The organism is Massilia forsythiae, from assembly GCF_012849555.1.
Lineage (GTDB): Bacteria > Pseudomonadota > Gammaproteobacteria > Burkholderiales > Burkholderiaceae_D > Telluria > Telluria forsythiae.
Map to the genome: position 1 here is coordinate 2,434,262 of NZ_CP051685.1, position 21,403 is coordinate 2,455,664.

Consider the following 21,403-nt stretch of genomic DNA (forward strand, 5'->3'; position numbering starts at 1 on the left):
GGAGACAACATGCACCATACGCTTCGCGCCGCCGCGCTGTTGCTGGCCGCCGCTACCACCACCTTGTCCGCGCAGGCGGCCTCTTGGTCGTCGTCGGACCAGTACGGCAGCACCACCATCGGCGCCTACAACTTCAACAACGACGTCTGGGGTGCCGGGGCCGGGCCGCAAACGATCTGGGCCAATTCGGTGGCGGACTGGGGCGTCTGGTCGAACCAGCCGAACACGGGCGGCATCAAGTCGTATCCGCACGTGACCTACCGGGTCGGGCGCGCGCTGAGCGCATTGACGCGCCTGACGTCGACCGTGAGCGCCACCACGCCCGCGGGCGGCGCCTGGGAATCGACCTACGACATCTGGGACACCAACAACGCCTACGAGATCATGCTGTGGCTGAACTACACCGGCACCGCCGCCGGCTGCGGCAACGTCAAGCCGATCTCGTACAACTGGACCGCCGCCGGCTGCGCCATTCCGGTGTACAGCAACGTATCCGTGGGCGGCGCCACCTGGAACGTCTACCGCGGCAGCAACGGCGGCAACCAGGTGTTCTCGCTGCTGCGCACGTCGAAGTCGAACAATACGACGGTGGACATCCTGGCCATCCTGAAATACCTGCAGAACCAGGGCTGGATGGGCAACATCACGGTGGGCGACGTCCAGTACGGCTTCGAGATCACGTCCTCGGCCGGCGGCATGGATTTCGCCGCGCGTAATTTTTCCGTGACGGCCAACTAGCACACGCGGTCCTGGCCGGTGTTGCCAGACCGGCTGTAGCCGGCGCCGGACCGATTCCGGCGCCTTCGATTGCGCGCAGGCCGCGCTTCTTGCCTTGGCGTGACAACGCCGCCCCAATCCCGGTGCTTCCCGATCCGGCTGTTAAAATGGCATGTTTTGTGGCGCTGTGCCAAGTTCCGTCAGGCGAGTCCACGTCCTGCAGTCTTCATGAGCGTTTGAACAATTCCCCTTGAAACTGTAGGAGATCGCCTTATATGGGGGCTTGTGAGATAACCAAGGCAATGTCGCCTTGTCAGTCAAGTCCTTGATTTCAGGAGTTTTTTCGATGCAAGACCAAGAAAACCAAGAGATGGCCAATCAGCCGCAAGGCGATGATGCCGCCCAGGCGCAAACTGTTTCGGCAGCCGAGCCGGGCCTGGAAGAACAACTGAGCGCGACCGAAGCCAAGCTGGCCGAGATGCATGATGCTTTCATGCGCGCCAAGGCCGATGGCGAAAACATCCGCCGCCGCGCCCAGGAAGACGTCAGCAAGGCCCACAAGTTTGCGATCGAAAGCTTCGCCGAAGCCATGGTGCCGGTGCGCGACAGCCTCGAGATGGCGCTGAAGGTCGAGGCAGCCACCGTCGATTCGATCAAGGAAGGCGTCGAGATGACGCTCAAGCAGTTGACCACCGCATTCGAGAAGAACCGCCTGGTCGAGGTGATGCCGCAGGCCGGCGACAAGCTGGACCCGAACAAGCACCAGGCCGTGGCCGTGGTGCCGTCCGAGCAGGAAGCGAATACCGTGGTGACGGTGCTGCAAAAGGGCTACATGATCGCCGACCGCCTGCTGCGCCCGGCCATCGTGACCGCTGCGGCACCGAAATAAATGTTGCACGAGAGCTGAACAAGCTCTTGAAAGCAAGCGCTATTTCCCAATATTCGACACATCTGAAAACTGAGTACTAAAAAGGAAAATATTATGGGCAGAATCATCGGTATCGACCTGGGCACCACCAACTCCTGCGTCGCGATCATGGAAAATGGTCAGCCGAAGGTCATCGAGAATGCGGAAGGCGCCCGTACCACGCCTTCGATCATCGCATATCAGGAAGATGGCGAGATCCTGGTGGGCGCGCCGGCGAAACGCCAGGCCGTCACCAACCCGAAGAACACCCTGTTCGCCGTCAAGCGCCTGATCGGCCGTAAGTTCGACGAAAAAGAAGTCCAGAAGGACATCGGCCTGATGCCGTATGCGATCGTCAAGGCCGACAACGGCGACGCGTGGATCGGCGTGCGCGACAAGAAACTGGCGGCACAGCAAGTGTCGGCCGAAGTGCTGCGCAAGATGAAGAAGACCGCCGAAGACTACCTCGGCGAAGAAGTCACGGAAGCCGTGATCACCGTGCCGGCCTACTTCAACGACTCGCAGCGCCAGGCGACCAAGGATGCCGGCCGCATCGCCGGCCTGGACGTCAAGCGCATCATCAACGAGCCGACCGCGGCCGCGCTGGCCTTCGGCCTGGACAAGACCGACAAGGGCGACCGCAAGATCGCCGTGTACGACCTCGGCGGCGGCACCTTCGACGTGTCGATCATCGAGATCGCCGACGTCGAAGGCGAGAAGCAGTTCGAAGTGTTGTCGACCAACGGCGACACCTTCCTGGGCGGCGAAGACTTCGACCAGCGCGTCATCGACTACATCATCGACGAGTTCAAGAAGATCAATGGCCTCGACCTGTCGAAGGATCCGATCGCCCTGCAGCGCATCAAGGCTTCGGCCGAGCGCGCCAAGATCGAACTGTCGTCGTCGCAGCAGACCGAGATCAACGAGCCGTACATCGCCATGGCGAACGGCGCCCCGGTCCACCTGAACCTGAAGATCACCCGCGCCAAGCTGGAAGCGCTGGTCGAGGAACTGATCGCCAAGACGATCGAGCCGTGCCGCATCGCCATCAAGGATGCCGGCGTCAAGGTCTCGGACATCGACGACATCATCCTGGTCGGCGGCATGACCCGCATGCCGAAGGTGCAGGAAAAAGTGAAGGAGTTCTTCGGCAAGGATCCGCGCAAGGACGTGAATCCGGACGAAGCGGTCGCCGTCGGCGCCGCGATCCAGGGCTCGGTGCTGTCGGGCGAGCGCAAGGACCTGCTGCTGCTGGACGTGACCCCGCTGTCGCTGGGCATCGAGACCCTGGGCGGCGTGATGACCAAGATGATCCAGAAGAACACCACGATCCCGACCAAGTTCTCGCAGGTGTTCTCGACCGCCGACGACAACCAGCCGGCCGTGACCATCAAGGTGTACCAGGGCGAACGCGAGATCGCCGCCGGCAACAAGGGCCTGGGTGAGTTCAACCTGGAAGGCATCCCGCCGGCAGCGCGCGGCACCCCGCAGATCGAAGTGACCTTCGACATCGACGCCAACGGCATCCTGCACGTCGGCGCGAAAGACAAGGCCACCGGCAAGGAAAACAAGATCACCATCAAGGCGAACTCGGGCCTGACCGAGGACGAGATCCAGAAGATGGTGAAGGACGCCGAGCTGAACGCGGAAGAGGACAAGAAGGTCAAGGAACTGGCCGAAGCCCGCAACCAGGGTGACGCGCTGGTCCACTCGACCCGCAAGTCCCTGACCGAATACGGCGACAAGCTGGAAGGCGGCGAAAAGGAAAAGATCGAAGCGGCGATCACCGACCTGGAAGGCGCCCTGAAGTCGGGCGACAAGGGCGACATCGACGCCAAGGTCGCGGCGCTGACCACCGCCTCGCAGAAGCTGGGCGAGAAGATGTATGCCGACATGCAGGCGCAGCAGGGCGGCGCCGGTGCGCAGGCCGGCGCCCAGCCGGGTGCGGACGCTTCGCAGAAGCAGGACGACGACGTGGTCGACGCCGACTTCAAGGAAGTCAAGGACGCCAAGTAATCCGTCCTCATGCGGGACCGCCATCGAGGCGGCCCCGTTGCACCGAGCCGAGCCGATGCGACCCCAGGGTGCTCCGGCTCGGTTTTTTTGCAAGATGCGGTAGGCCGGGAGCGTTTGGCACGCCGCGTGCGCGTTGTATTTCTGATGGGCATGCGCAAGCCCGAGTTGCTCACTGTATACTCGACCCTTTTGGACTGTGCGCGCCGGCCGGAACCGCTGCCACCACGACGGGGTTTCGGTCCACTTACAGTTCGTCCAGTAAAGTAGATAACAGCAAGGTGCCGACAAATGGCAAAGCGTGATTTTTACGAGATCCTCGGGGTCGCGAAAAGTGCATCGGAAGATGACATCAAGAAGGCTTATCGCAAGCTCGCGATGAAGTACCACCCCGACCGCAATCCCGACAACAAGGAAGCGGAAGAGAAGTTCAAGGAGGTGAAGGAAGCCTACGAGATGCTGACCACACCGGAAAAACGCGAGGCGTACGACCGCTACGGTCACGCCGGCGTCGATCCGAACATGGGCGGCGGCGGCGGTTTCGGCGCGGGCGGCTTCGGCGATGCCTTCGGCGATATCTTCGGCGACATCTTCGGCGGTGGCGCCCGTCGCGGCGGCGGCGGCGGCCCGCAGGTGTACCGCGGCGCCGACCTGCGCTACAACCTCGAGATCACGCTCGAGCAGGCCGCGGGCGGCTTCGACACCACCATCCGCGTGCCGAGCTGGGACAAGTGCGACACCTGCCACGGCAGCGGCGCCAAGCCGGGCACCTCGCCGGTCACCTGCACCACCTGCGCCGGCCACGGCCAGGTGCGCATGCAGCAGGGTTTCTTCTCGATCCAGCAGACCTGCCCGAAGTGCCACGGCAGCGGCAAGATCATCCCGGAACCGTGCGCGGCCTGCGGCGGCGCCGGACGCATCAAGCGCAACAAGACGCTGGAAGTCAAGATCCCGGCCGGTATCGACAACGGCATGCGCATCCGCTCCTCGGGCAACGGCGAGCCGGGCACCAACGGCGGGCCGCCGGGCGATTTGTATGTCGAGATCCACATCAAGCCGCACGAAGTCTTCCAGCGCGAAGGCGACGACCTGCACTGCGAGATGCCGATCTCATTCATGCAGGCGGCGCTGGGCGGCGAGATCGAAGTGCCGACCCTGGCCGGCAAGGTCTCCTTCACCATTCCCGAAGGCACGCAGACCAGCAAGACCTTCCGCCTGAAGGGCAAGGGCATCAAGGGCGTGCGCTCGGGCTACTCGGGCGACCTGTTCTGCCACGTGGTGGTCGAGACCCCGGTGAAACTGACCGACAAGCAGAAGGACCTGCTGCGCGAATTCGATCGCCTGACGGTCGAGGGCGGCGCCAAGCACAGCCCGCAGAGCAAGGGCTGGATGGACAAAGTGAAGGACTTCTTCGAGTAAGTCCGCAGACCGCTGAACGGCGAAAGCCTTCGGCGGTTTTTTTTGACTCACGCCGTCGTCCCCGCGAAGGCGGGGACCCATACACACTCAAAAGACCAAATTTACATCTGCATCACCCATGTGCGATTTGGAGGCGATGCATGGGTTCCCGCCTCCGCGGGAACGACGTGGCAGCAAACGAAACAAAGGAAACACATGAACGAAAGCACAGGCGTCACCGCCGCAGAACTCTTCGAACGCAACCGCAAATGGGCCGCGTCGATGATCGACAAGAACCCGGATTTCTTCAAGTCGCTGGCGGCGCAGCAAGCGCCGGAATACCTGTGGATCGGCTGCTCCGACAGCCGCGTCCCGGCCAACGAACTGCTGGGCATGGCACCGGGCGAGCTGTTCGTCCACCGCAACATCGCCAACGTGGTGGTGCACTCCGACCTGAACGCCTTGACCGTGCTGCAGTTCGCGATCGACGTGCTGAAGGTCAAGCACATCATCATCTGCGGCCACTATGGCTGCTCGGGCGTGCAGGCGGCGCTGATGAACACCCGCGTCGGCCTGGCCGACAACTGGCTGCGCCACGTGCGCGATGTGCACGACAAGCACGCCCAGTACCTCGGCAACGTGGCCGGCGCGGTCGCCGCCAAGCGCCTGGTCGAACTCAACGTGGCCGAGCAGGTCATCAACGTGGCGCAGACCACCGTCGTGCGCGATGCCTGGGAACGCGGACAGCCGCTGACCATCCACAGCTGGGTGTACGGCCTGCAGGACGGCCTGCTGCGCGACCTCGGCATCACCGTCAGCAGCCACGAGGAAATCGCGCCGAAGCTGGAATCGGTGCTGGCCGGTTACCGCGAAGGCGGGGAACGCAAGTGAGTTCGTCCGGGCCGTACGGCGCGGCTGAGGCGGTGCCGCAGGCCGGCGCCCGGCAAGTCGGCGCCCAGCAGGCCCAAGCGGCCGAACCGGCCGTGGGCATGCAGCCCGGCGGCGAGCTGGAGCAGCTGCGCGGCATCGTGCGCGCGTTCGTCGACGAGCGCGACTGGGACCAGTTCCACTCGCCCCGGAACCTGGCGGCGGCGCTGACGGTCGAGGCGGCCGAGCTGCTGGAACACTTCCAGTGGCTGCAACACGGCCGGCCCGACGAACTGGGCGCTGCCAAACTCGCCGAGGTGCGCCACGAGATGGCGGACGTGCTGGTGTACCTGGTGCGCCTGGCCGACAAGCTCGACGTCGACCTGCTGGCCGCGGTGCAGGATAAGATGGTGCTCAACCGCGCCAAGTACCCGGCCGACCAGGTGCGCGGCGATGCGCGCAAGTACCACGAATACAAGCGGTAGCCGGACGCTTCATCTCCACGATGGCTGCCGGCGCTGCCCGGAAAATCACGGTCGTTACCGATGCGGGTAGGGTGGACGTGGCCGGCGAGGCGGCTCCGCCGTCCACCCTACGCCATCCGCGACGCCGACGCAAAGATCACATCCCGCCCAGGTAATAAGCCAGCACCCCATCCGCACTGTCGATGCCGAGGATGGCCATCAGCCGCTCCAGCTCGCTGCCCACGTGCTCGCGCGCCTCGGTATCCTCTTCCTGCACCGCTTCCAGCGTCTTGCCGAACTGGCTCAGCACCCACACCTTGGTCGGATGCGCCTCGATCCCGGACAGCAAACGGTCCGCCAGCCGCTCCAGTTCGAGCGCCAGCCGGTCGCGCTCGGCCGACGGATTGGCGCCGGGCAGGTCGGCCAGCTTGGGGCCGGCGCGGAAGGCGCGCAGTTGCTCCAGCGTGCGCGGCACGATGAACAAGGGCGCGTCGCGCACGAACTCGAACGGGCCGGCGCTCACTCGATGCCTCCCATGCAGATGTACTTGACGACCAGGTAGTCGTCCATGCCGTACTTCGACCCTTCGCGGCCCAGGCCGGATTGCTTGACGCCGCCGAACGGCGCGATCTCGTTCGAGATCAAGCCGGTGTTCACGCCCACCATGCCGGTTTCCAGGTGCTCGGCCACGCGCCACACGCGGCCGATGTCGCGCGAATAGAAGTAGGCGGCCAGGCCGAACTCGGTATCGTTGGCCAGCGCCACGACCTCGTCCTCGGTCTTGAAGCGGAACAGCGGCGCCACCGGGCCGAAGGTTTCCTCGCGCGCGAGCAGCATCTGCGGCGTCACGTCGGCCAGCACGGTCGGCTGGAAGAAGCTGTGGCCGAGTTCGTGGCGCTTGCCGCCCAGCAGCAGGCGCGCACCCTTCGACAGCGCATCCGCCACGTGCTGCTCGACTTTCACGACCGCCTTTTCCTCGATCAGCGGACCCTGGGTCACGCCGGCGTCCATGCCGTTGCCCACTTGCAGCTTGGCCACCGCCGCCGCCAGCTTTTCGGCGAAGGCGTCGTACACGCCGTCCTGCACGTACAGGCGGTTGGCGCACACGCAGGTCTGGCCCATGTTGCGGTACTTCGAGGCGATCGCGCCCTCGACCGCGGCGTCCAGGTCGGCATCGTCGAACACGATGAAGGGCGCATTGCCGCCCAGTTCCAGCGACAGTTTCTTGACCGTCGGCGCGCATTGCTCCATCAGCACGCGGCCGACCTGGGTCGAGCCGGTGAAGCTGAGCTTGCGCACGACCGGGTTGGCGCACATTTCCGTGCCGATGGCCTTGGCGTCGCCGATGACGACCGAGAACACGCCCTTGGGCACGCCGGCGCGCTCGGCCAGCACCGCCAGCGCCAGCGCGGAATAGGGCGTCAGTTCGGCCGGCTTGAGCACGATCGGGCAGCCGGCGGCCAGCGCCGGCCCCACCTTGCGCGTGATCATCGCTGCCGGGAAGTTCCACGGGGTGATCGCGGCGCACACGCCGATCGGTTCCCTGGTCACCACGATGCGGCGGTCGCGTGCCGGCGCTTCCAGGGTGTCGCCCTCGATGCGCTTGGCCTGTTCGCCGAACCATTCGAGGAACGAGGCGGCGTAGGCGACTTCGCCCTTCGATTCGGCCAGCGGCTTGCCTTGTTCCGCGGTCATGATGGCGGCCAGGTCGTCGACGTTTTCCAGCATCAGGTCGTTCCACTTGCGCAGGACCAGGGCGCGTTCGCGCGCGGTCTTCTTGCGCCAGGCCGGCCAGGCGGCATTGGCGGCCTCGATCGCACGGCGGGTTTCCTGCTGCCCCATGTGCGGCACGGTGCCGAGCGCTGCGCCGGTGGCGGGGTTGATCACGTCGACGGTGTGTCCCTCGGCGGCGTCGCACCAGGCGCCATCGATATAGGCTTGCTGGCGCAGCAGGGAAGGGTCGTTCAGCTTGAGCATGGGTTCCTCGCCGGTTTCTCGTGTGAGTCAGACAATTACCTTACCACGCGGCGCCGGATCGGGCAGGACACTGATCGATTTGCCAGCCGTAACGAACCTGCCGGCATCTGTCCTTAACGTCGTGAAACATCGCCTCATCCCTTTTGTGTTGGCATGGTTTTGAAGTTGAAGTTAAGCTTTTGCTACTGGTTTCCAAAGAACGAAACCACTCCCCTGGCAGATTTCTGGAATGCATGCCGAGTGCACATGCATTTCTTGATCTGGAACAACGGCCACCGCATGCGGAACTGTTTGCAGTAAGATGGTTCGCGTGCGCCTCACTGAAAGGTAGAGACCATGCGCCCGATCGTTATCGTCCCCGCTTGCACCCGTGACTTCGGCGAACATCCATATCACGCGGCCCAGCACAAGTATGTCGACGCCGTCGTCCTCGGCGCCGATTGCGCTCCCATGATCCTGCCCTCGCTGGGCGCTTCGCTCGACCTCGAGACGATGCTGGAACTGTGCGACGGCATCATGCTGACCGGCTCGGCGTCGAATGTGCACCCGAGCTATTACTCGGAAGAAGTGCTGGACCCCTCGCTGCCGCAGGACCCGGCGCGCGACCAGACCACGCTGCCGCTGATCCGCGCGGCCGTGAAGCGCGGCATTCCGATCATCGCCATCTGCCGCGGCTTCCAGGAAATGAACGTGGCGCTCGGCGGCAGCCTGTACCAGGCGGTGCAGACCGTGCCCGGCCACTTCGACCACCGCGAGAACCCCGAGCTGGGGATGGACGAGCAATACGGCGACGCGCACAAGGTGCGCCTGACCGAAGGCGGCATGCTGCACACCGCCCTGGGCGTGCCCGAGATTCCGGTGAATTCCCTGCATGGGCAGGGCGTGCACGAACTGGCGCCGGGCCTGACGGTCGAAGCGGTGGCCGAGGACGGGCTGGTGGAAGCCTTTTCGGTGGCGTCGGCGCCCGGCTTCACGCTGGCGGTGCAATGGCATCCGGAATGGCGCATCGTCCACAATCCGTATTCGATGAAGATGTTCGGCGCCTTCGGCGATGCCTGCCGCGACTATCACGAACGCACCAAACGGAACCGATTATGACCGACTGCATCCACGACGCGGCCGGCCCGGTCCCCTAGCTCCCCGTTCCCGCTCCCGCATCGCGCGGGCCGCGCCTGTGCGCGCGTCCGCTTTTCAATCCAGAACGAGGAACAACCATGGCAATCCGCGACAATTTTTCTTACAACGACATGGAAGAGTGGCTCAATGCGAAGCGAGTCACCGAAATCGAATGCCTGGTCCCCGACCTGACCGGGGTGGCGCGCGGCAAGATCCTGCCGCGCGTAAAATTCACCGAGGACCGCGGCATGCGCCTGCCGGAAATCGTGCTGGGCATGACCGTCACCGGCAACTCGCCGGCCGACGACGACGCCTTCGACCGCGCCATCTCCACCACCGACCGCGACATGATCCTGAAGGCCGATCCGGGCACCATCACGATGGTGCCGTGGGCGGTGGACCCGACCGCGCAGGTGATCCACGACTGCTATTTCGCCGACGGCCGCCTGGTCGATTTCGCCCCGCGCAGCGTGCTGCGGCGCGTGCTGAAGCTGTACGCGCAAAAGGGCTGGAAACCGCTGGTGGCGCCGGAACTCGAGTTCTATCTGACCGCCAAGAACATCGACCCGGATTTGCCGCTGGCCGCGCCGATCGGCCGCAGCGGCCGCTCCGAGACCAGCCGGCAAGTGTATTCGATCGACGCCGTCAACGAATTCGACCCGCTGTTCGAAGACATCTACGATTACTGCGACATGATGGGCCTGGACGTCGATACCCTGATCCACGAGATCGGCGCCGGCCAGATGGAAATCAACTTCCAGCACGGCGAGCCGCTCGGCCTGGCCGACAAGGTGTTCTATTTCAAGCGCACGCTGCGCGAGGCGGCCCTGAAGCACGAGATGTACGCCACCTTCATGGCCAAGCCGATGGCCGGCGAGCCGGGTTCGGCCATGCACGTGCACCAGAGCGTGGTCGACGAGGACACCGGCAAGAACATCTTCAGCACCGCCGATGGCGCGCCGTCCGACCTGTTCCGCTGGTACGTCGGCGGCCTGCAGAAGTACATGACGCCGGCGATGGCGATCGTCGCGCCCTACGTGAATTCCTACCGCCGCATCGTGCGCCATACCGCCGCGCCGATCAACCTGCAATGGGGCGTGGACAACCGCACCGTCGGCCTGCGCGTGCCGGTGTCGGGCTCGCAGGACCGGCGCGTGGAAAACCGCGTGATCGGCGCCGACGCCAATCCGTATCTCGCGCTGGCGGTGACGCTGGCCTGCGGCTACCTCGGCATGACCGAGCAGGTCGAGCCGACGCCGATGGTCGAGGGCAGCGCCTATAAGATGCAGGTCGAGCTGCCGCAGGGCCTGTCGGAAGCCCTGACGCTGCTGCGCCGCGAAGACCGCCTGCGCGACATCCTGGGCGAGCGCTTCGTCGACGTGTATTCGGCGGTGAAGGAACTGGAGCACCAGGAGTTCATGACCGTCATCAGTTCGTGGGAACGCGAGCATTTATTGCTCCACGTATAAAACAGCAGGGGCCTCGGTGCGGTTTCTCGAGGCCCGCAGACGCACGTAACGCAAGACCTGGGAGACCGGTATGGCAAGCGGCAGCGTGGGAATCGGCAACGGAGCGATCAACGAGGGCATGACCGGGCAAGCGGGCGAGGCCTTCGACACCGCCGAGCTGCAGCGGCTCGACAGCGCCCATTACCTGCATCCGTTCACCGACCACGGCGCGCTGCGTGAGACCGGGGCGCGCGTGATGGTGCGTGGAGAGGGCGTCTACCTGTGGGATTCGGAAGGGCGGCGCGTCATCGACGGCATGTCGGGCTTGTGGTGCGTGAATGCCGGCTATGGACGCAGCGCCATCGCCGACGCGGTGCACCGGCAACTGCTGGCGCTGCCCTTCTATAACAGCTTCTTCAACACCACCAACGTGCCGGCGGTGCGGCTGGCGGCGAAACTGGCCGGCCTGGCGCCGCCGGGCTTCCAGCATGCGTTCTTCACCAGCTCCGGTTCCGAAGCCAACGACACCGCGGTGCGCATGGCCTGGCGCTACTGGCAACTGATGGGGCAGCCGCAGCGCCAAGCCATCATCAGCCGCCGCAACGCCTATCACGGCAGCACCATCGCCGGCGCTTCGCTGGGCGGCATGGACGCCATGCATGCGCAGGGCGCGCTGCCGCTCCCCGGCTTCCACCACATCGGGCAACCCAGCTACGCCGAGCATGGCCGCGGCATGAGCGAGGCCGAGTTCGGCCTGGCGGCGGCGCGCTGGCTGGAAGACAAGATCCTGGAACTGGGACCGGAACGGGTCGCCGCCTTCATCGGCGAGCCGGTGCAGGGCGCCGGCGGCGTGGTGATCCCGCCCGCCACCTACTGGCCCGAGATCCAGCGCATCTGCGACCGCTACGGCATCCTGCTGGTGGCGGACGAGGTGATCTGCGGCTTCGGCCGGCTGGGCGCCTGGTTCGGCTGCGAGACGATGGGCATGCGCCCCGACCTGATCGCCTTCGCCAAGGGCGTTACCTCCGGCTACGTGCCGCTGGGCGGCGTGCTGGCGGGCGAGCGCGTGGCGGCCGCGCTGATCGACAAGGGCGGCGATTTCAACCATGGTTTTACCTACTCCGGCCATCCGGCGGCGTGCGCCGCGGCGCTGGCCAACCTGCGCATCATGCAGGACGAGCGCCTGGTGGAGCGGGTGGCGAAGGAGACCGGGCCGCATTTGAAGGCGCGCTTCGGCGCGCTGGCGGCGCACCCGCTGGTCGGCCATGCCGAGAGCATCGGCATGGCGGCGGGCCTGGACCTGGTGCGCCGGAAAGGCGCCACGCTGCACGATGGCGAACCGTTCGCGCGTGCGCTGGCGGTGGGCATGCTGTGCCGCGCGCACATGTTCGACAACGGCGTCATCATGCGCGCCGTGGGCGACCGCATGATCGTGGCGCCGCCGCTGTCGATGAACTGCGCGCAGATCGACGAGATGATCGACCGGATCCGATATTGCCTGGACCTGACGCTGGCCGACGTCGGCAGGCGCGGCTGGATGGCGTAGGGAACTACACCCCGACCGCCGTCTTGTGCGGCTCGCTGCGGTTCTTCAGCACCTGCGGCGCCAGCGACCCGGCGATCATGCCGGCGAACGCCATCAGCAGGCCCGCCAGCTGTCCCGGAAAGCGCTCGCCCAGCGGCGACAGCTGCGGGAAGAACGCGATCCAGGTGACGATGCCGGCCGCGATCGACAGCACCGCGCCCTGCGTGGTGGCGCGCTTCCAGTACAGGCCCATCACCAGCGGCACGAAGGCGGCGACCAGCGTCACCTGGTAGGCCGAGGACACCAGTTCGTAGATCGAGGTGCCCTTCATGGCGATCGCGTAGCTCAGCACCAGCACCGCGAACACGACGATGGTCACGCGCATGGCGAACAGCTGCTGGCGGTCGCTCATGCCCGGGCGCAGGTTCTTGAGGATATTCTCGGTAAAACTGGTCGACGGCGCCAGCAGGGTCGCCGACGAGGTGCTCTTGATGGCCGAGAGCAGGGCGCCGAAGAACAGGATCTGCATGATGAGCGGCATCTTCGACATCACGAAGGTCGGCAGCACGCGCTGGTAATCGTTCTTGGCCAGCTCCATCGCCTCGTTGCCCATCACGATCACGGCGCAGGCGACGATGAACATCGGCACGAAGGCGAACAGGATGTAGCTGGCGCCGCCGATCACGGCGCCGGCGCGCGCGGTCGGCGCGTTTTTCGCCGACATCACGCGCTGGAACACGTCCTGCTGCGGGATCGAGCCGAGCATCATGGTCACGGCCGCGCCGACGAAGAAGGCGATGTCGGTGAAGCTGGACTTCGGCAGGAAGTTCCACAGATCCTTTTGCTGCACCATGTGCAGCACGGCGCCGGTGCCGCCGGCCAGCTCCGACGAAAACACGGCGATGATCGACATGCCCACCACCAGCACGATCATCTGGATGAAGTCGGTGATCGCCACCGCCAGGAAGCCGCCCACCACCACGTAGATCAGCACCGCCAGGGTGCCGACGATCATGCCGGCGGTTTCCGACATGGCGCCGCCGGTCAGCACCGAGAACACCAGCCCCAGCGCCGTGATCTGCGCCGCCACCCAGCCGAGGTAGGACAGGATGATGGCGGCCGAGCAGAACACCTCGATGCCGCGGCCGTAGCGCGCGCGGTAGTAGTCGCCGATGGTCAGCAGGTTGAGTTTATACAGGCGCGCGGCGAAGAACAGGCCGACCAGGATCAGGCAGGCGCCGGCCCCGAACGGGTCTTCGACCAGGCCGTTCAGGCCGCCCTGCACGAAGCGCGCCGGAATGCCCATCACGGTCTCGGCGCCGAACCAGGTGGCGAAGGTGGTGGTGATCACCATCACCAGCGGCAGGCTGCGTCCGGCGACGGCGAAGTCGGTGGTGTTCTTGATGCGCGAGCCGGCCCAGACGCCCAGCCCGAGGGTGCCCAGCAGGTAGAGCACGACGGATGAAATCAGAATAGTGTTCACGAGGAGGCTCTCCGGGGCAGGGAAGATCGCGCTCGGCGGCGGCGGACAGGGCGCGGCGAGCGGGTCGGGGTTCTAAATGTTGGGCTGGAAAAATTCGCGATTATAGCGGCAGACCACCCCGATCGGATCGATTTTATCGGGCCGTCTCGGCGCGACAACGGCATCCTCGTATGGCGCTGCGCAGCGTGAAACGCCAATCAAGTCGTCGGCCTCAAAACGTCGTCCCCGCGCAGGCGGGGACCCATGCCGAGCTTCTGGAATCGGCATTCTTGAAATATTTGTGTCGCTTGCGACGTATCGAATATTGTTACTCAGTATGGGTCCCCGCCTCCGCGGGGACGACGGTTTGAGTTACGGGTGAAAGCAGCGTTCGAAGCGCGCAAACTGCGCTCGCATCATAGCGCCATCTCCCGCAACACCTTCGACGCCTCGCGGCTCGCCGCCAGCACGCTGCCGTCGCGCATCCGGATCAGCAACTGCGACTGCTCGTCCGCCTTCATCGACTCGACGAAATCGAGATTCACCAGCGTCGAGCGGTGGATGCGGATGAAGCGCGCCGGATCGAGCTGGGCCTCGAGTTCCGAGATGCCGATGCGCACCAGGAAGGTCTGGCCGCGCGCGCTGATGGCGGTGTACTTGGCGTCCGCCTTCAGGTATTCGATCTCGTGCAGCGCCAGCGGGAAGATGCGGCCGCGGTCGCGCACCAGGATGCGTTCCAGCGGCGCCGGTGCGCGCCGCACCGCCCGTTCCAGCGCCTCCAGCGGCGCCGCGCCGTGTGCCGCCCCCTGTGCCGCCCCCTGCACCGCTCCCTGTGCCGCTCCAGGCGCCGCGCCCGTCTCCAGCAAACGCGCCACGGCGGCATCGAAGCGGGCGCGCGTAAACGGCTTGAGCAGGTAGTCGACGGCGTGCAGCTCGAAGGCGGTCACCGCGTACTGGTCGTAGGCGGTGGTGAACACGATGGCCGGGCGGCAGCGCAGGCGCTTGAGCACTTCCAGGCCGGTCAGCTCGGGCATCTGGATGTCGAGGAACACCACGTCCGGGCACAGCGCGTCGATGCGGGCCAGCGCCGCGGCGCCGTCGGCCGCTTCGCCGACCAGGCGCAGCCCGGCGTGCGCGTAGATGGCGTCGCGCAGCAGTTCGCGCGCCAGCGGTTCGTCCTCGGCGATGAAAACGGTTTTTACGGTATGCATGCGGACGGTTCCTGGTGGGGGTCGAGCGGGATCGAGATGGTTACCGTGAAGCCGGCGCCGGGCGCGGTGTCGATGGCGAGGCGGCCGTCTTCGCCGTATTCGAGGCGCAGGCGGCGTTCCACGGTGCGCAGGCCCAGCCCGTTCGAGCGGCGCACGGCGGCGAGGTCGGCGCCGGGGCCGTCGTCGCCCACGCTCAGCGCCAGCGCGCCCCCGCCCGCCTGGACGCGGCTGCGGATGGTCAGGCGGCCGGGCCGGCTGTGTGGATTGAAGGCGTGCTTGATGCTGTTCTCGACCAGCGGCTGCAGCGACAGCGCCGGCAGCGCCAGCGCGGCGGCGGCAGCGTCGAGTTGCCAGTCGACGTTCAGGCGCCCGCCCAGGCGCAGCGCTTCCAGCTGCAGGTAGTCGCGCACGAAGTCGAGTTCCGCTGCCAGGGTCACGCGGTCGCTGCCGCTCTTTTCGGTGTCGAGCACGTAGCGCAGCATGTCCGAGAACTGGAACAGCGCGGTCTCGGCGGCGTCCGGGTCCTTGCGCGTCAGGGCGATGATCGAGTGCAGCGTATTGAACAGGAAGTGGGGATTGAGCTTGCTGCGCAGTGCGTTCAGCTCGGAGGCGACCAGCAGCGCATGCGCCTGCTGGATCGCCAGCGCCTGGTGGCGCGCGGCGGCGTGCATGCGCACGGTGTGGAAGATCGATGCGATGACGCCGTAGATCATCATCGTGTACAGCAGCGGCCAGACGTACCACCCCAGCGGCTTGTCCAGCTTGAACATCGTGCACATCAACAAGAGCGACAGGATGCCGAAGGCGGTCGCGCCGGCAAGGTGGGACAGCAGGATGGCCGTGAGCGGCCAGCGCCGGCGCCGCAACCAACCGCTGAGCGGCCACAGCAGCGCCAGGATGAATGCCTGCGGCAGGGTCCAGAACATCGAGCCGATTTCGTTCCAGTCGAAACGGCCGTGCCGCAAGTTTTCCACCTGCAGGGCGAGTCCGAGCAACGCCAGGTAGGCGACCCAGCTGCAGGCATAGACGGACCACATGCGGGCGGTCGGGATGGCGTCGTCGTGTCGGGATTCCATTTTGAAAAGTATGCCGCAGAATACCCGCCGTGTGGCGGCGCCGGCCGCGAATCGCAAAAAGCGCGCCACCAACGGCCGCCGGGCGGCATCGGGCGGCAAAGCATGATGCGCGCGCGGCGCCGCCACCCGCGGTGCTATAGTCGCCCGCACCGGAACGACGCGAGAGCACGATGAGCCCTGCGGTCGGCGATACCATGCGCGATTTCCTGCGCGACCACGACATCCACGAAGTCGAGTGCGTCATCGCCGACATGACCGGCATCGCGCGCGGCAAGATCCTGCCGAAAGACCTGTTCCTGGCGGGCGAGCAGATGCGCCTGCCGAAGAGCGTGCTGCTGAACACGGTCAACGGCGACCAGCCCGACAACACGCCCTATGTGGGCCCCACCGATCCGGACATGGTGTGCGCGCCGGACCCGGCCACGATGCGCGTGGTGCCCTGGGCCAGCGAACGGGTGGCGCTGGTGATCCACGATTGCCGCAACTTCGACGGCAGCCTGGTCGACCTGGCGCCGCGCTCGGTGCTGCGCCGCGTGCTGGGCAAGTACGCGGCGCGCGGCTGGACGCCGGTGGTGGCGCCGGAGATGGAGTTCTACCTAGTGGCGCGCACCACCGATCCGCACCAGCCTTTGATCCCGCCGATGGGGCGCAGCGGCTTCACCGAGCAGGGCCGGCAATCGTATTCGATCGATGCGGTCAACGATTTCGACGCCTTTTTCCTGGAATTGTCGGCCTTCTGCAAGCAGCACGAGCTGGGCGTCGAGACCCTGATCCACGAAGCCGGCGCCGGCCAGATGGAAATCAATTTTGCGCACGGCGACGCGCTCGAACTGGCCGACCGCGTGTTCCTGTTCAAGCGCGCCGTGCGCGAGACCGCGCTGCGCCACGGCATCTTCGCCACCTTCATGGCGAAACCGATGGAAACCGAGCCGGGCAGCGCCATGCACGTGCACCAGAGCGTGGTCGACGTCGCCAGCGGACACAACGTCTTTTCCAACCGCGACGGCAGCGAAAGCGCCTTGTTCCACCGTTTCATCGGCGGACTGGAAAAATACGTGCCGCCGGCGACCCTGCTGTTCGCGCCGCACGTGAATTCCTACCGGCGCCTGTCGCGCTTCGAATCGGCGCCGACCAACGTGCACTGGGGCTACGACAACCGCACCTGCGGCATCCGCATCCCGAATGCGGGCGCGGCCAACCGCCGCGTCGAGAACCGGGTGCCGGGCGTGGACGTGAACCCCTACTTGGCGATGGCCTCGACGCTGGCCTGCGGCTACCTCGGCATGGTCGAGGGTTTGGCGCCGTCCGCGCACACTGCGGACAACGCCGAACACGTACACGGCGAACTGCCGCGCAACCTGGAAGATGCGATCCAGCAGCTGCGCGCCTGCCCGGCGCTGGCCGAGATGCTGGGGCCGCTGTTCGTGGCAGCGTTCTGCGAAGTCAAGGAGCTCGAATTCGCGACCTTTTCGCGCGTCATCAGTTCGTGGGAGCGCCAGCATCTGATGCTGCTGGTCTGAACCACTGCGTTCCGTTCCATGCACACATGTACGTATGCATGTTTGTGCATATTCTTGCACGTTCGTGAAGATGGCTGTAGAGTGCGATGCATTCTTATTGCAATCACGGGAACGAACATGCAACTGGCCGAGGAACGGCGCCAACAGATCGTGGACACGGTCGAGCGCCAGGGCAAGGTGATGGCGGCAGAGCTGGCGCTGCGCTTCCACACCTCCGAAGACACGATCCGGCGCGACCTGCGCGACCTGGACGCCGCCGGCCTGCTGCGCCGGGTGCACGGCGGCGCCATGCGCCGCACGCGCGCCGAACCGGCTTTCAGCCAGCGCGCCGACGCCGACGCCGCCCGCAAGGGCGTGCTGGCGCGCGTGCTGGCCGAGTCGGTGCAGCCGGGCGACACCGTGCTGGTCGACGCCGGCACCACCAATCTCGCTTTCGCGCGCCTGCTGGAAGACGGCCACGCCGCCGCCGTCGTCACCAACAGCCTGCAGATCGCGCTCGCGCTCGGCCATTTCCGCGCCACCCGCGTGATCCTGCTGGGTGGCCTGGTGTCCGGCCATGCCGGCGCCGCGCTGGGGGCGCATACGGTGGCCGAGATCCGGCGCCTGCGCGTGAACCTGGCGGTGGTCGGCGCCTGCAGCGTCGAAGCCGACCGCGGCCTGGGCGCGAGCGATGCCGAGGAAGCCGCAGTCAAGGCGGCCATGCTGGCCGCCGCCAGCCGGCGCGCGGTGGCGGTGCTCAATGAGCGCCTGGAAGCGCCGGCGCCGTTCCTGGTCGCGCCGCTGGCGGAAATCGACCGGCTGGTGCTGGAGGCCGACGCCCCGGCCGACGTGCTGGCGCGCCTGCGCCGGCTCGACCCGGCGCCCGAGGTGCTGCTGGCGGGGAGGGCGGGCGCATGACGGCCGCCGTGAAAGAACACGGCGGCGCGGTGCGCTCCGCTGCCGAGATCGCCAGGATCAATGCGGCGCGCTGGGCCATTTCCCTGATCTTCATGGTGAACGGCATCGGCATCGGCCTGTGGGCCGCGCACGTGCCGGTGGTGCAGGCGCGCGCCGGCATCGACACCGGCACGCTCGGCCTGCTGCTGCTGACCATCGCCGGCGGCGCCATCTCGGCGATGCCGCTGTCCGGCTGGCTGTCCGGACGCTGGGGCACGCGCGCGGTGGCCGTCGGCAGCACGCTGCTGTTCACCGTCACCGGCGCGCTCTTGATGAATGCCGGCGGCGCCGGCGGCTTGCCGGCGCTGTTCCTGGCGGCGTATGCCTTCGGCGCCAGCAACGGCGTGCTGGACGTGTCGATGAACGCCAACGCCAGCGAGGTCGAGGCCGCGCGCGGGGTGCCGACCATGTCCTCCTTCCACGGTTTCTATAGCCTGGGCGGCCTGCTGGGTGCGGCACTGGGTGGACTCATCATCGGCGCCGGGCTGGGCGACGGCCGCGGCGCGCTGGCGGGATTCGCCGTGCTGGCCGTGCTGGCCGCGCTGTGCGCGCGCCGCGTGCTGGCGGTGGCGCCGGCGCCGCACGGCAGCCACTTTGCGCTGCCGCGCGGCCCGGCGCTGTTCCTCGGCCTGCTCGGCATGCTGTGCTTTGCCATCGAAGGCGCGCTGGTCGACTGGAGCGCGCTGCTGCTGACGAATCGCACCGGCGCCGATGCGGCGTCGGCGGCGCTCGGCTATTCGGCGTTCTCGATCGCGATGGCGGCCTGCCGCTTCGCCGGCGACCGCCTGGTGCTGCGCTTCGGCGCGCTGCGCATCATGGCGGTCGGCGGCCTGGGCATGTTCGGCGGCCTGATGCTGGCGGTGCTGAGCACCCATTTCCTGCTGTCGGCGCTCGGCTTCGCGCTGGTCGGTCTGGCGGCGGCCAACGTGGTGCCGCTGATCTTCGCGGCGGCGGCGCGCACGCCGGGCATGTCGGCCGGCGGCGGGCTGGCGACGGTGGCGACGCTCGGTTATGCCGGCCTGCTGCTGGCGCCGCCGCTCATCGGGTCGGTGGCGGCGCATACCAGCATCGCGGTGGCGCTGGGGTTGCTGTCCCTGTCCGGGATCGTCATCGCGGCGAATGCGCGGGTGGTGCAGCCAAGGGCGTAATACGTGATCGTCGTGCCGTGCGTGCACGACCGCGCGACCGTGTGGATGCCTATCGTACGTAGGGTGGACGGCGAAGCCGCCTCGCCGGCCGCGCCCACCCTACGAATCCGGACGATGCGCGTTAGCGGTATTCGCGCAGCACGGTATATCCACCGCCGTGACCCGGCCGCGATTCGACTAGTGCATAGTGGTCGGCCAGCCATTCGACCGGGTCGTCTTCCGGCGGCACCACGACGCCGCCCGCGCGCCGCGCCATGGTCACGTGCGGCCGGTAGGCGCGCGCTTCCGGCGCCAGCCCGAGCTCCGGCAAGGCTTGCGCCAGGCGTGCGTGCAGGTCCAGCAGCGCCGGCGGCGTTTCATATGGTTCCAGCACCGCAATGCCGTTGTGCCACAGCACGGGACGGCCGATCCGCACCGTGAACGGCGTGAACGGCACGGCCAGCCGGTCCAGCAACAGCGCCACGCGTTGGTCCGGCACGGCGCCGAGGAAGTGCAGGGTCAGGTGCAGCTTGTCGGCATGTACCGGCGCGGCGTTGCGCGGCCAGTCCCAGGCGTCGCGCCGCGCGCGCAGGCGTGCGCGCACGGCGGTATCCGGCCACAGCGCCAGGAACAGGCGCGTGCAGGGCGCCGCGGCGCCGGATGCACCTTGGCCGTTCCCGGTCGCCATGGCGTCCTTAAAAACAGTGTTCCGGCGCCGGGAAGCTGCCGTCCTTGACTGCGGCCACGTAGGCGCCGACGGCGGCGTCGATGCTGGTCTGGCCATCCATGAAGTTCTTCACGAAGCGCGCCTTGCGGCCCGGGAATACGCCGAGCAGGTCGTGCATCACCAACACCTGGCCCGAGCAGTCCGGACCGGCGCCGATGCCGATGGTGGGCACGTGCAGCATGTCGGTCACTTCCTTGCCCAGGCCTGCGGGCACCGCTTCCAGCAGCACGATGGCGGCGCCGGCGTCCTGCAGCGCGCGCGCGTCGGCCTTGAGCTGTTCGGCGCCTTCGGTGGTCTTACCTTGCACCTTGTAGCCGCCCAGCTGGTGCACGAACTGCGGCGTCAGGCCGATGTGGGCGCACACCGGGATGCCGCGCTCGACCAGGAAGCGCACGGTCTCGGCCAGCCAGGCGCCGCCCTCGATCTTGATCATCTGGGCGCCGGCGCGCATCAGCGTGGCGCAGCTGTCGTAGGCCTGCTCCCTGGTGCCGTAGCTGCCGAAGGGCAGGTCGGCCAGCACCAGGGCGTTCTTGCGGCCGCGTACCACCGAGGCGGTGTGGTAGGCGACGTCGGCCACCGTCACCGGCAGCGTCGAGTCGTAGCCGGCGCACACCATGCCGAGCGAGTCGCCGATCAGCAGGATCTCGACGCCGCAGCGGTCCATCAGCGCGGCGAAGCTGGCGTCGTAGCAGGTCAGCATGGCGATCTTCTGGCCGGCCGCGCGCATCGCCCGCAAGGACGGGATCGTCACGGCCAGCTGGACCGGTTTCGCGGGCACTGCCGGTGCCTGCGCACTGTTTGCCGGCGCCGCCGCCGCCATGTCCTTGCCCTGCAGGTATCCGCTCATAGGTCATTCCTTTGTAAAACATGAAAAAGCCGCATCGGCCGTTATTCTGCACCCTTCGCCGAAGG

The 21,403-nt window shown here is 66.7% G+C and carries 19 protein-coding genes; 12 read left to right on the top strand and 7 right to left on the bottom strand.

The features are described from left to right. The first annotated feature begins 9 nt into the window (after positions 1 to 9). The 6 genes from HH212_RS10525 to HH212_RS10550 all read left to right on the top strand — a co-directional run bounded on the left by HH212_RS10525 (position 10) and on the right by HH212_RS10550 (position 6,387). Positions 10 to 738, top strand: a complete 729-nt coding sequence (locus HH212_RS10525; protein ID WP_170202438.1) for a GH12 family glycosyl hydrolase domain-containing protein — start codon at positions 10 to 12, stop codon at positions 736 to 738. Positions 739 to 1,063: 325 nt separating this feature from the next. Further along, complete coding sequence (gene grpE / locus HH212_RS10530; RefSeq protein WP_170202439.1) at positions 1,064 to 1,606, top strand: nucleotide exchange factor GrpE; 543 nt, start codon at positions 1,064 to 1,066, stop codon at positions 1,604 to 1,606. A 93-nt stretch (positions 1,607 to 1,699) separates the two neighbouring features. Further along, the gene (gene dnaK, locus HH212_RS10535) at positions 1,700 to 3,640 is read left to right on the top strand and encodes a molecular chaperone DnaK (RefSeq protein WP_170202440.1); all 1,941 of its coding nucleotides are present in this window, start codon (positions 1,700 to 1,702) and stop codon (positions 3,638 to 3,640) included. A 288-nt stretch (positions 3,641 to 3,928) separates the two neighbouring features. After that, positions 3,929 to 5,056 (top strand): molecular chaperone DnaJ, encoded by a 1,128-nt coding sequence (gene dnaJ / locus HH212_RS10540; protein WP_170202441.1) that lies wholly within the window; start codon positions 3,929 to 3,931, stop codon positions 5,054 to 5,056. Between the two features lie 195 nt (positions 5,057 to 5,251). After that, complete coding sequence (can, locus tag HH212_RS10545) at positions 5,252 to 5,926, top strand: carbonate dehydratase (RefSeq protein WP_170202442.1); 675 nt, start codon at positions 5,252 to 5,254, stop codon at positions 5,924 to 5,926. Between the two features lie 98 nt (positions 5,927 to 6,024). After that, on the top strand, positions 6,025 to 6,387 hold the full coding sequence (locus tag HH212_RS10550) for a nucleotide pyrophosphohydrolase (RefSeq protein WP_170205366.1): 363 nt from the start codon (positions 6,025 to 6,027) through the stop codon (positions 6,385 to 6,387). A 136-nt stretch (positions 6,388 to 6,523) separates the two neighbouring features. Here HH212_RS10550 and HH212_RS10555 read toward each other — a convergent pair whose 3' ends face one another. Beyond that, positions 6,524 to 6,889 carry a DUF4844 domain-containing protein gene (locus tag HH212_RS10555; RefSeq protein ID WP_170202443.1) on the bottom strand — a complete coding sequence of 122 codons (366 nt, stop codon included), beginning with the start codon at positions 6,887 to 6,889 and terminating at the stop codon, positions 6,524 to 6,526. Beyond that, complete coding sequence (gene gabD / locus HH212_RS10560) at positions 6,886 to 8,343, bottom strand: NADP-dependent succinate-semialdehyde dehydrogenase (RefSeq protein ID WP_170202444.1); 1,458 nt, start codon at positions 8,341 to 8,343, stop codon at positions 6,886 to 6,888. Before gabD ends, HH212_RS10555 begins: the two co-directional genes overlap by 4 nt. 336 nt (positions 8,344 to 8,679) lie before the next feature. Here gabD and HH212_RS10565 point away from each other — a divergent pair, with 336 nt between their 5' ends. From HH212_RS10565 to HH212_RS10575, 3 genes are all read left to right on the top strand, one after another. Then, complete coding sequence (locus HH212_RS10565; protein ID WP_170202445.1) at positions 8,680 to 9,441, top strand: gamma-glutamyl-gamma-aminobutyrate hydrolase family protein; 762 nt, start codon at positions 8,680 to 8,682, stop codon at positions 9,439 to 9,441. Between the two features lie 116 nt (positions 9,442 to 9,557). Next, complete coding sequence (locus HH212_RS10570) at positions 9,558 to 10,928, top strand: glutamine synthetase family protein (protein ID WP_170202446.1); 1,371 nt, start codon at positions 9,558 to 9,560, stop codon at positions 10,926 to 10,928. A 118-nt stretch (positions 10,929 to 11,046) separates the two neighbouring features. Next, the gene (locus HH212_RS10575; RefSeq protein WP_170205367.1) at positions 11,047 to 12,453 is read left to right on the top strand and encodes an aspartate aminotransferase family protein; all 1,407 of its coding nucleotides are present in this window, start codon (positions 11,047 to 11,049) and stop codon (positions 12,451 to 12,453) included. A 4-nt stretch (positions 12,454 to 12,457) separates the two neighbouring features. Here HH212_RS10575 and HH212_RS10580 read toward each other — a convergent pair whose 3' ends face one another. The 3 genes from HH212_RS10580 to HH212_RS10590 form a co-directional block, all read right to left on the bottom strand. Continuing rightward, positions 12,458 to 13,915 carry a high affinity choline transporter 1 gene (locus HH212_RS10580; protein WP_211172483.1) on the bottom strand — a complete coding sequence of 486 codons (1,458 nt, stop codon included), beginning with the start codon at positions 13,913 to 13,915 and terminating at the stop codon, positions 12,458 to 12,460. A gap of 395 nt (positions 13,916 to 14,310) precedes the next feature. After that, complete coding sequence (locus HH212_RS10585; RefSeq protein ID WP_170202447.1) at positions 14,311 to 15,105, bottom strand: LytR/AlgR family response regulator transcription factor; 795 nt, start codon at positions 15,103 to 15,105, stop codon at positions 14,311 to 14,313. Further along, on the bottom strand, positions 15,093 to 16,181 hold the full coding sequence (locus tag HH212_RS10590) for a sensor histidine kinase (protein ID WP_229217660.1): 1,089 nt from the start codon (positions 16,179 to 16,181) through the stop codon (positions 15,093 to 15,095). Before HH212_RS10590 ends, HH212_RS10585 begins: the two co-directional genes overlap by 13 nt. A 170-nt stretch (positions 16,182 to 16,351) precedes the next feature. Between HH212_RS10590 and HH212_RS10595 the strand changes: the two genes are divergently transcribed. The 3 genes from HH212_RS10595 (at position 16,352) to HH212_RS10605 (ending at position 19,785) form a co-directional block, all read left to right on the top strand. Next, the gene (locus HH212_RS10595) at positions 16,352 to 17,701 is read left to right on the top strand and encodes a glutamine synthetase family protein (RefSeq protein ID WP_170202448.1); all 1,350 of its coding nucleotides are present in this window, start codon (positions 16,352 to 16,354) and stop codon (positions 17,699 to 17,701) included. Positions 17,702 to 17,818: 117 nt separating this feature from the next. Next, positions 17,819 to 18,598, top strand: coding sequence for a DeoR/GlpR family DNA-binding transcription regulator (locus HH212_RS10600; protein ID WP_170202449.1), 780 nt, complete (start codon positions 17,819 to 17,821; stop codon positions 18,596 to 18,598). Then, positions 18,595 to 19,785: an MFS transporter gene (locus tag HH212_RS10605; protein WP_170202450.1), complete on the top strand. Its 1,191-nt coding sequence runs from the start codon at positions 18,595 to 18,597 to the stop codon at positions 19,783 to 19,785. Before HH212_RS10600 ends, HH212_RS10605 begins: the two co-directional genes overlap by 4 nt. A gap of 121 nt (positions 19,786 to 19,906) precedes the next feature. On the opposite strand, the gene thpR is transcribed toward HH212_RS10605, so the two are convergent. Together thpR and panB are read right to left on the bottom strand one after the other, a co-directional pair. Continuing rightward, the gene (gene thpR / locus HH212_RS10610; protein ID WP_170202451.1) at positions 19,907 to 20,452 is read right to left on the bottom strand and encodes an RNA 2',3'-cyclic phosphodiesterase; all 546 of its coding nucleotides are present in this window, start codon (positions 20,450 to 20,452) and stop codon (positions 19,907 to 19,909) included. 7 nt (positions 20,453 to 20,459) lie between these two features. After that, positions 20,460 to 21,338, bottom strand: a complete 879-nt coding sequence (panB, locus tag HH212_RS10615) for a 3-methyl-2-oxobutanoate hydroxymethyltransferase (protein WP_211172484.1) — start codon at positions 21,336 to 21,338, stop codon at positions 20,460 to 20,462. Between the last annotated feature and the right edge of the window lie 65 nt (positions 21,339 to 21,403).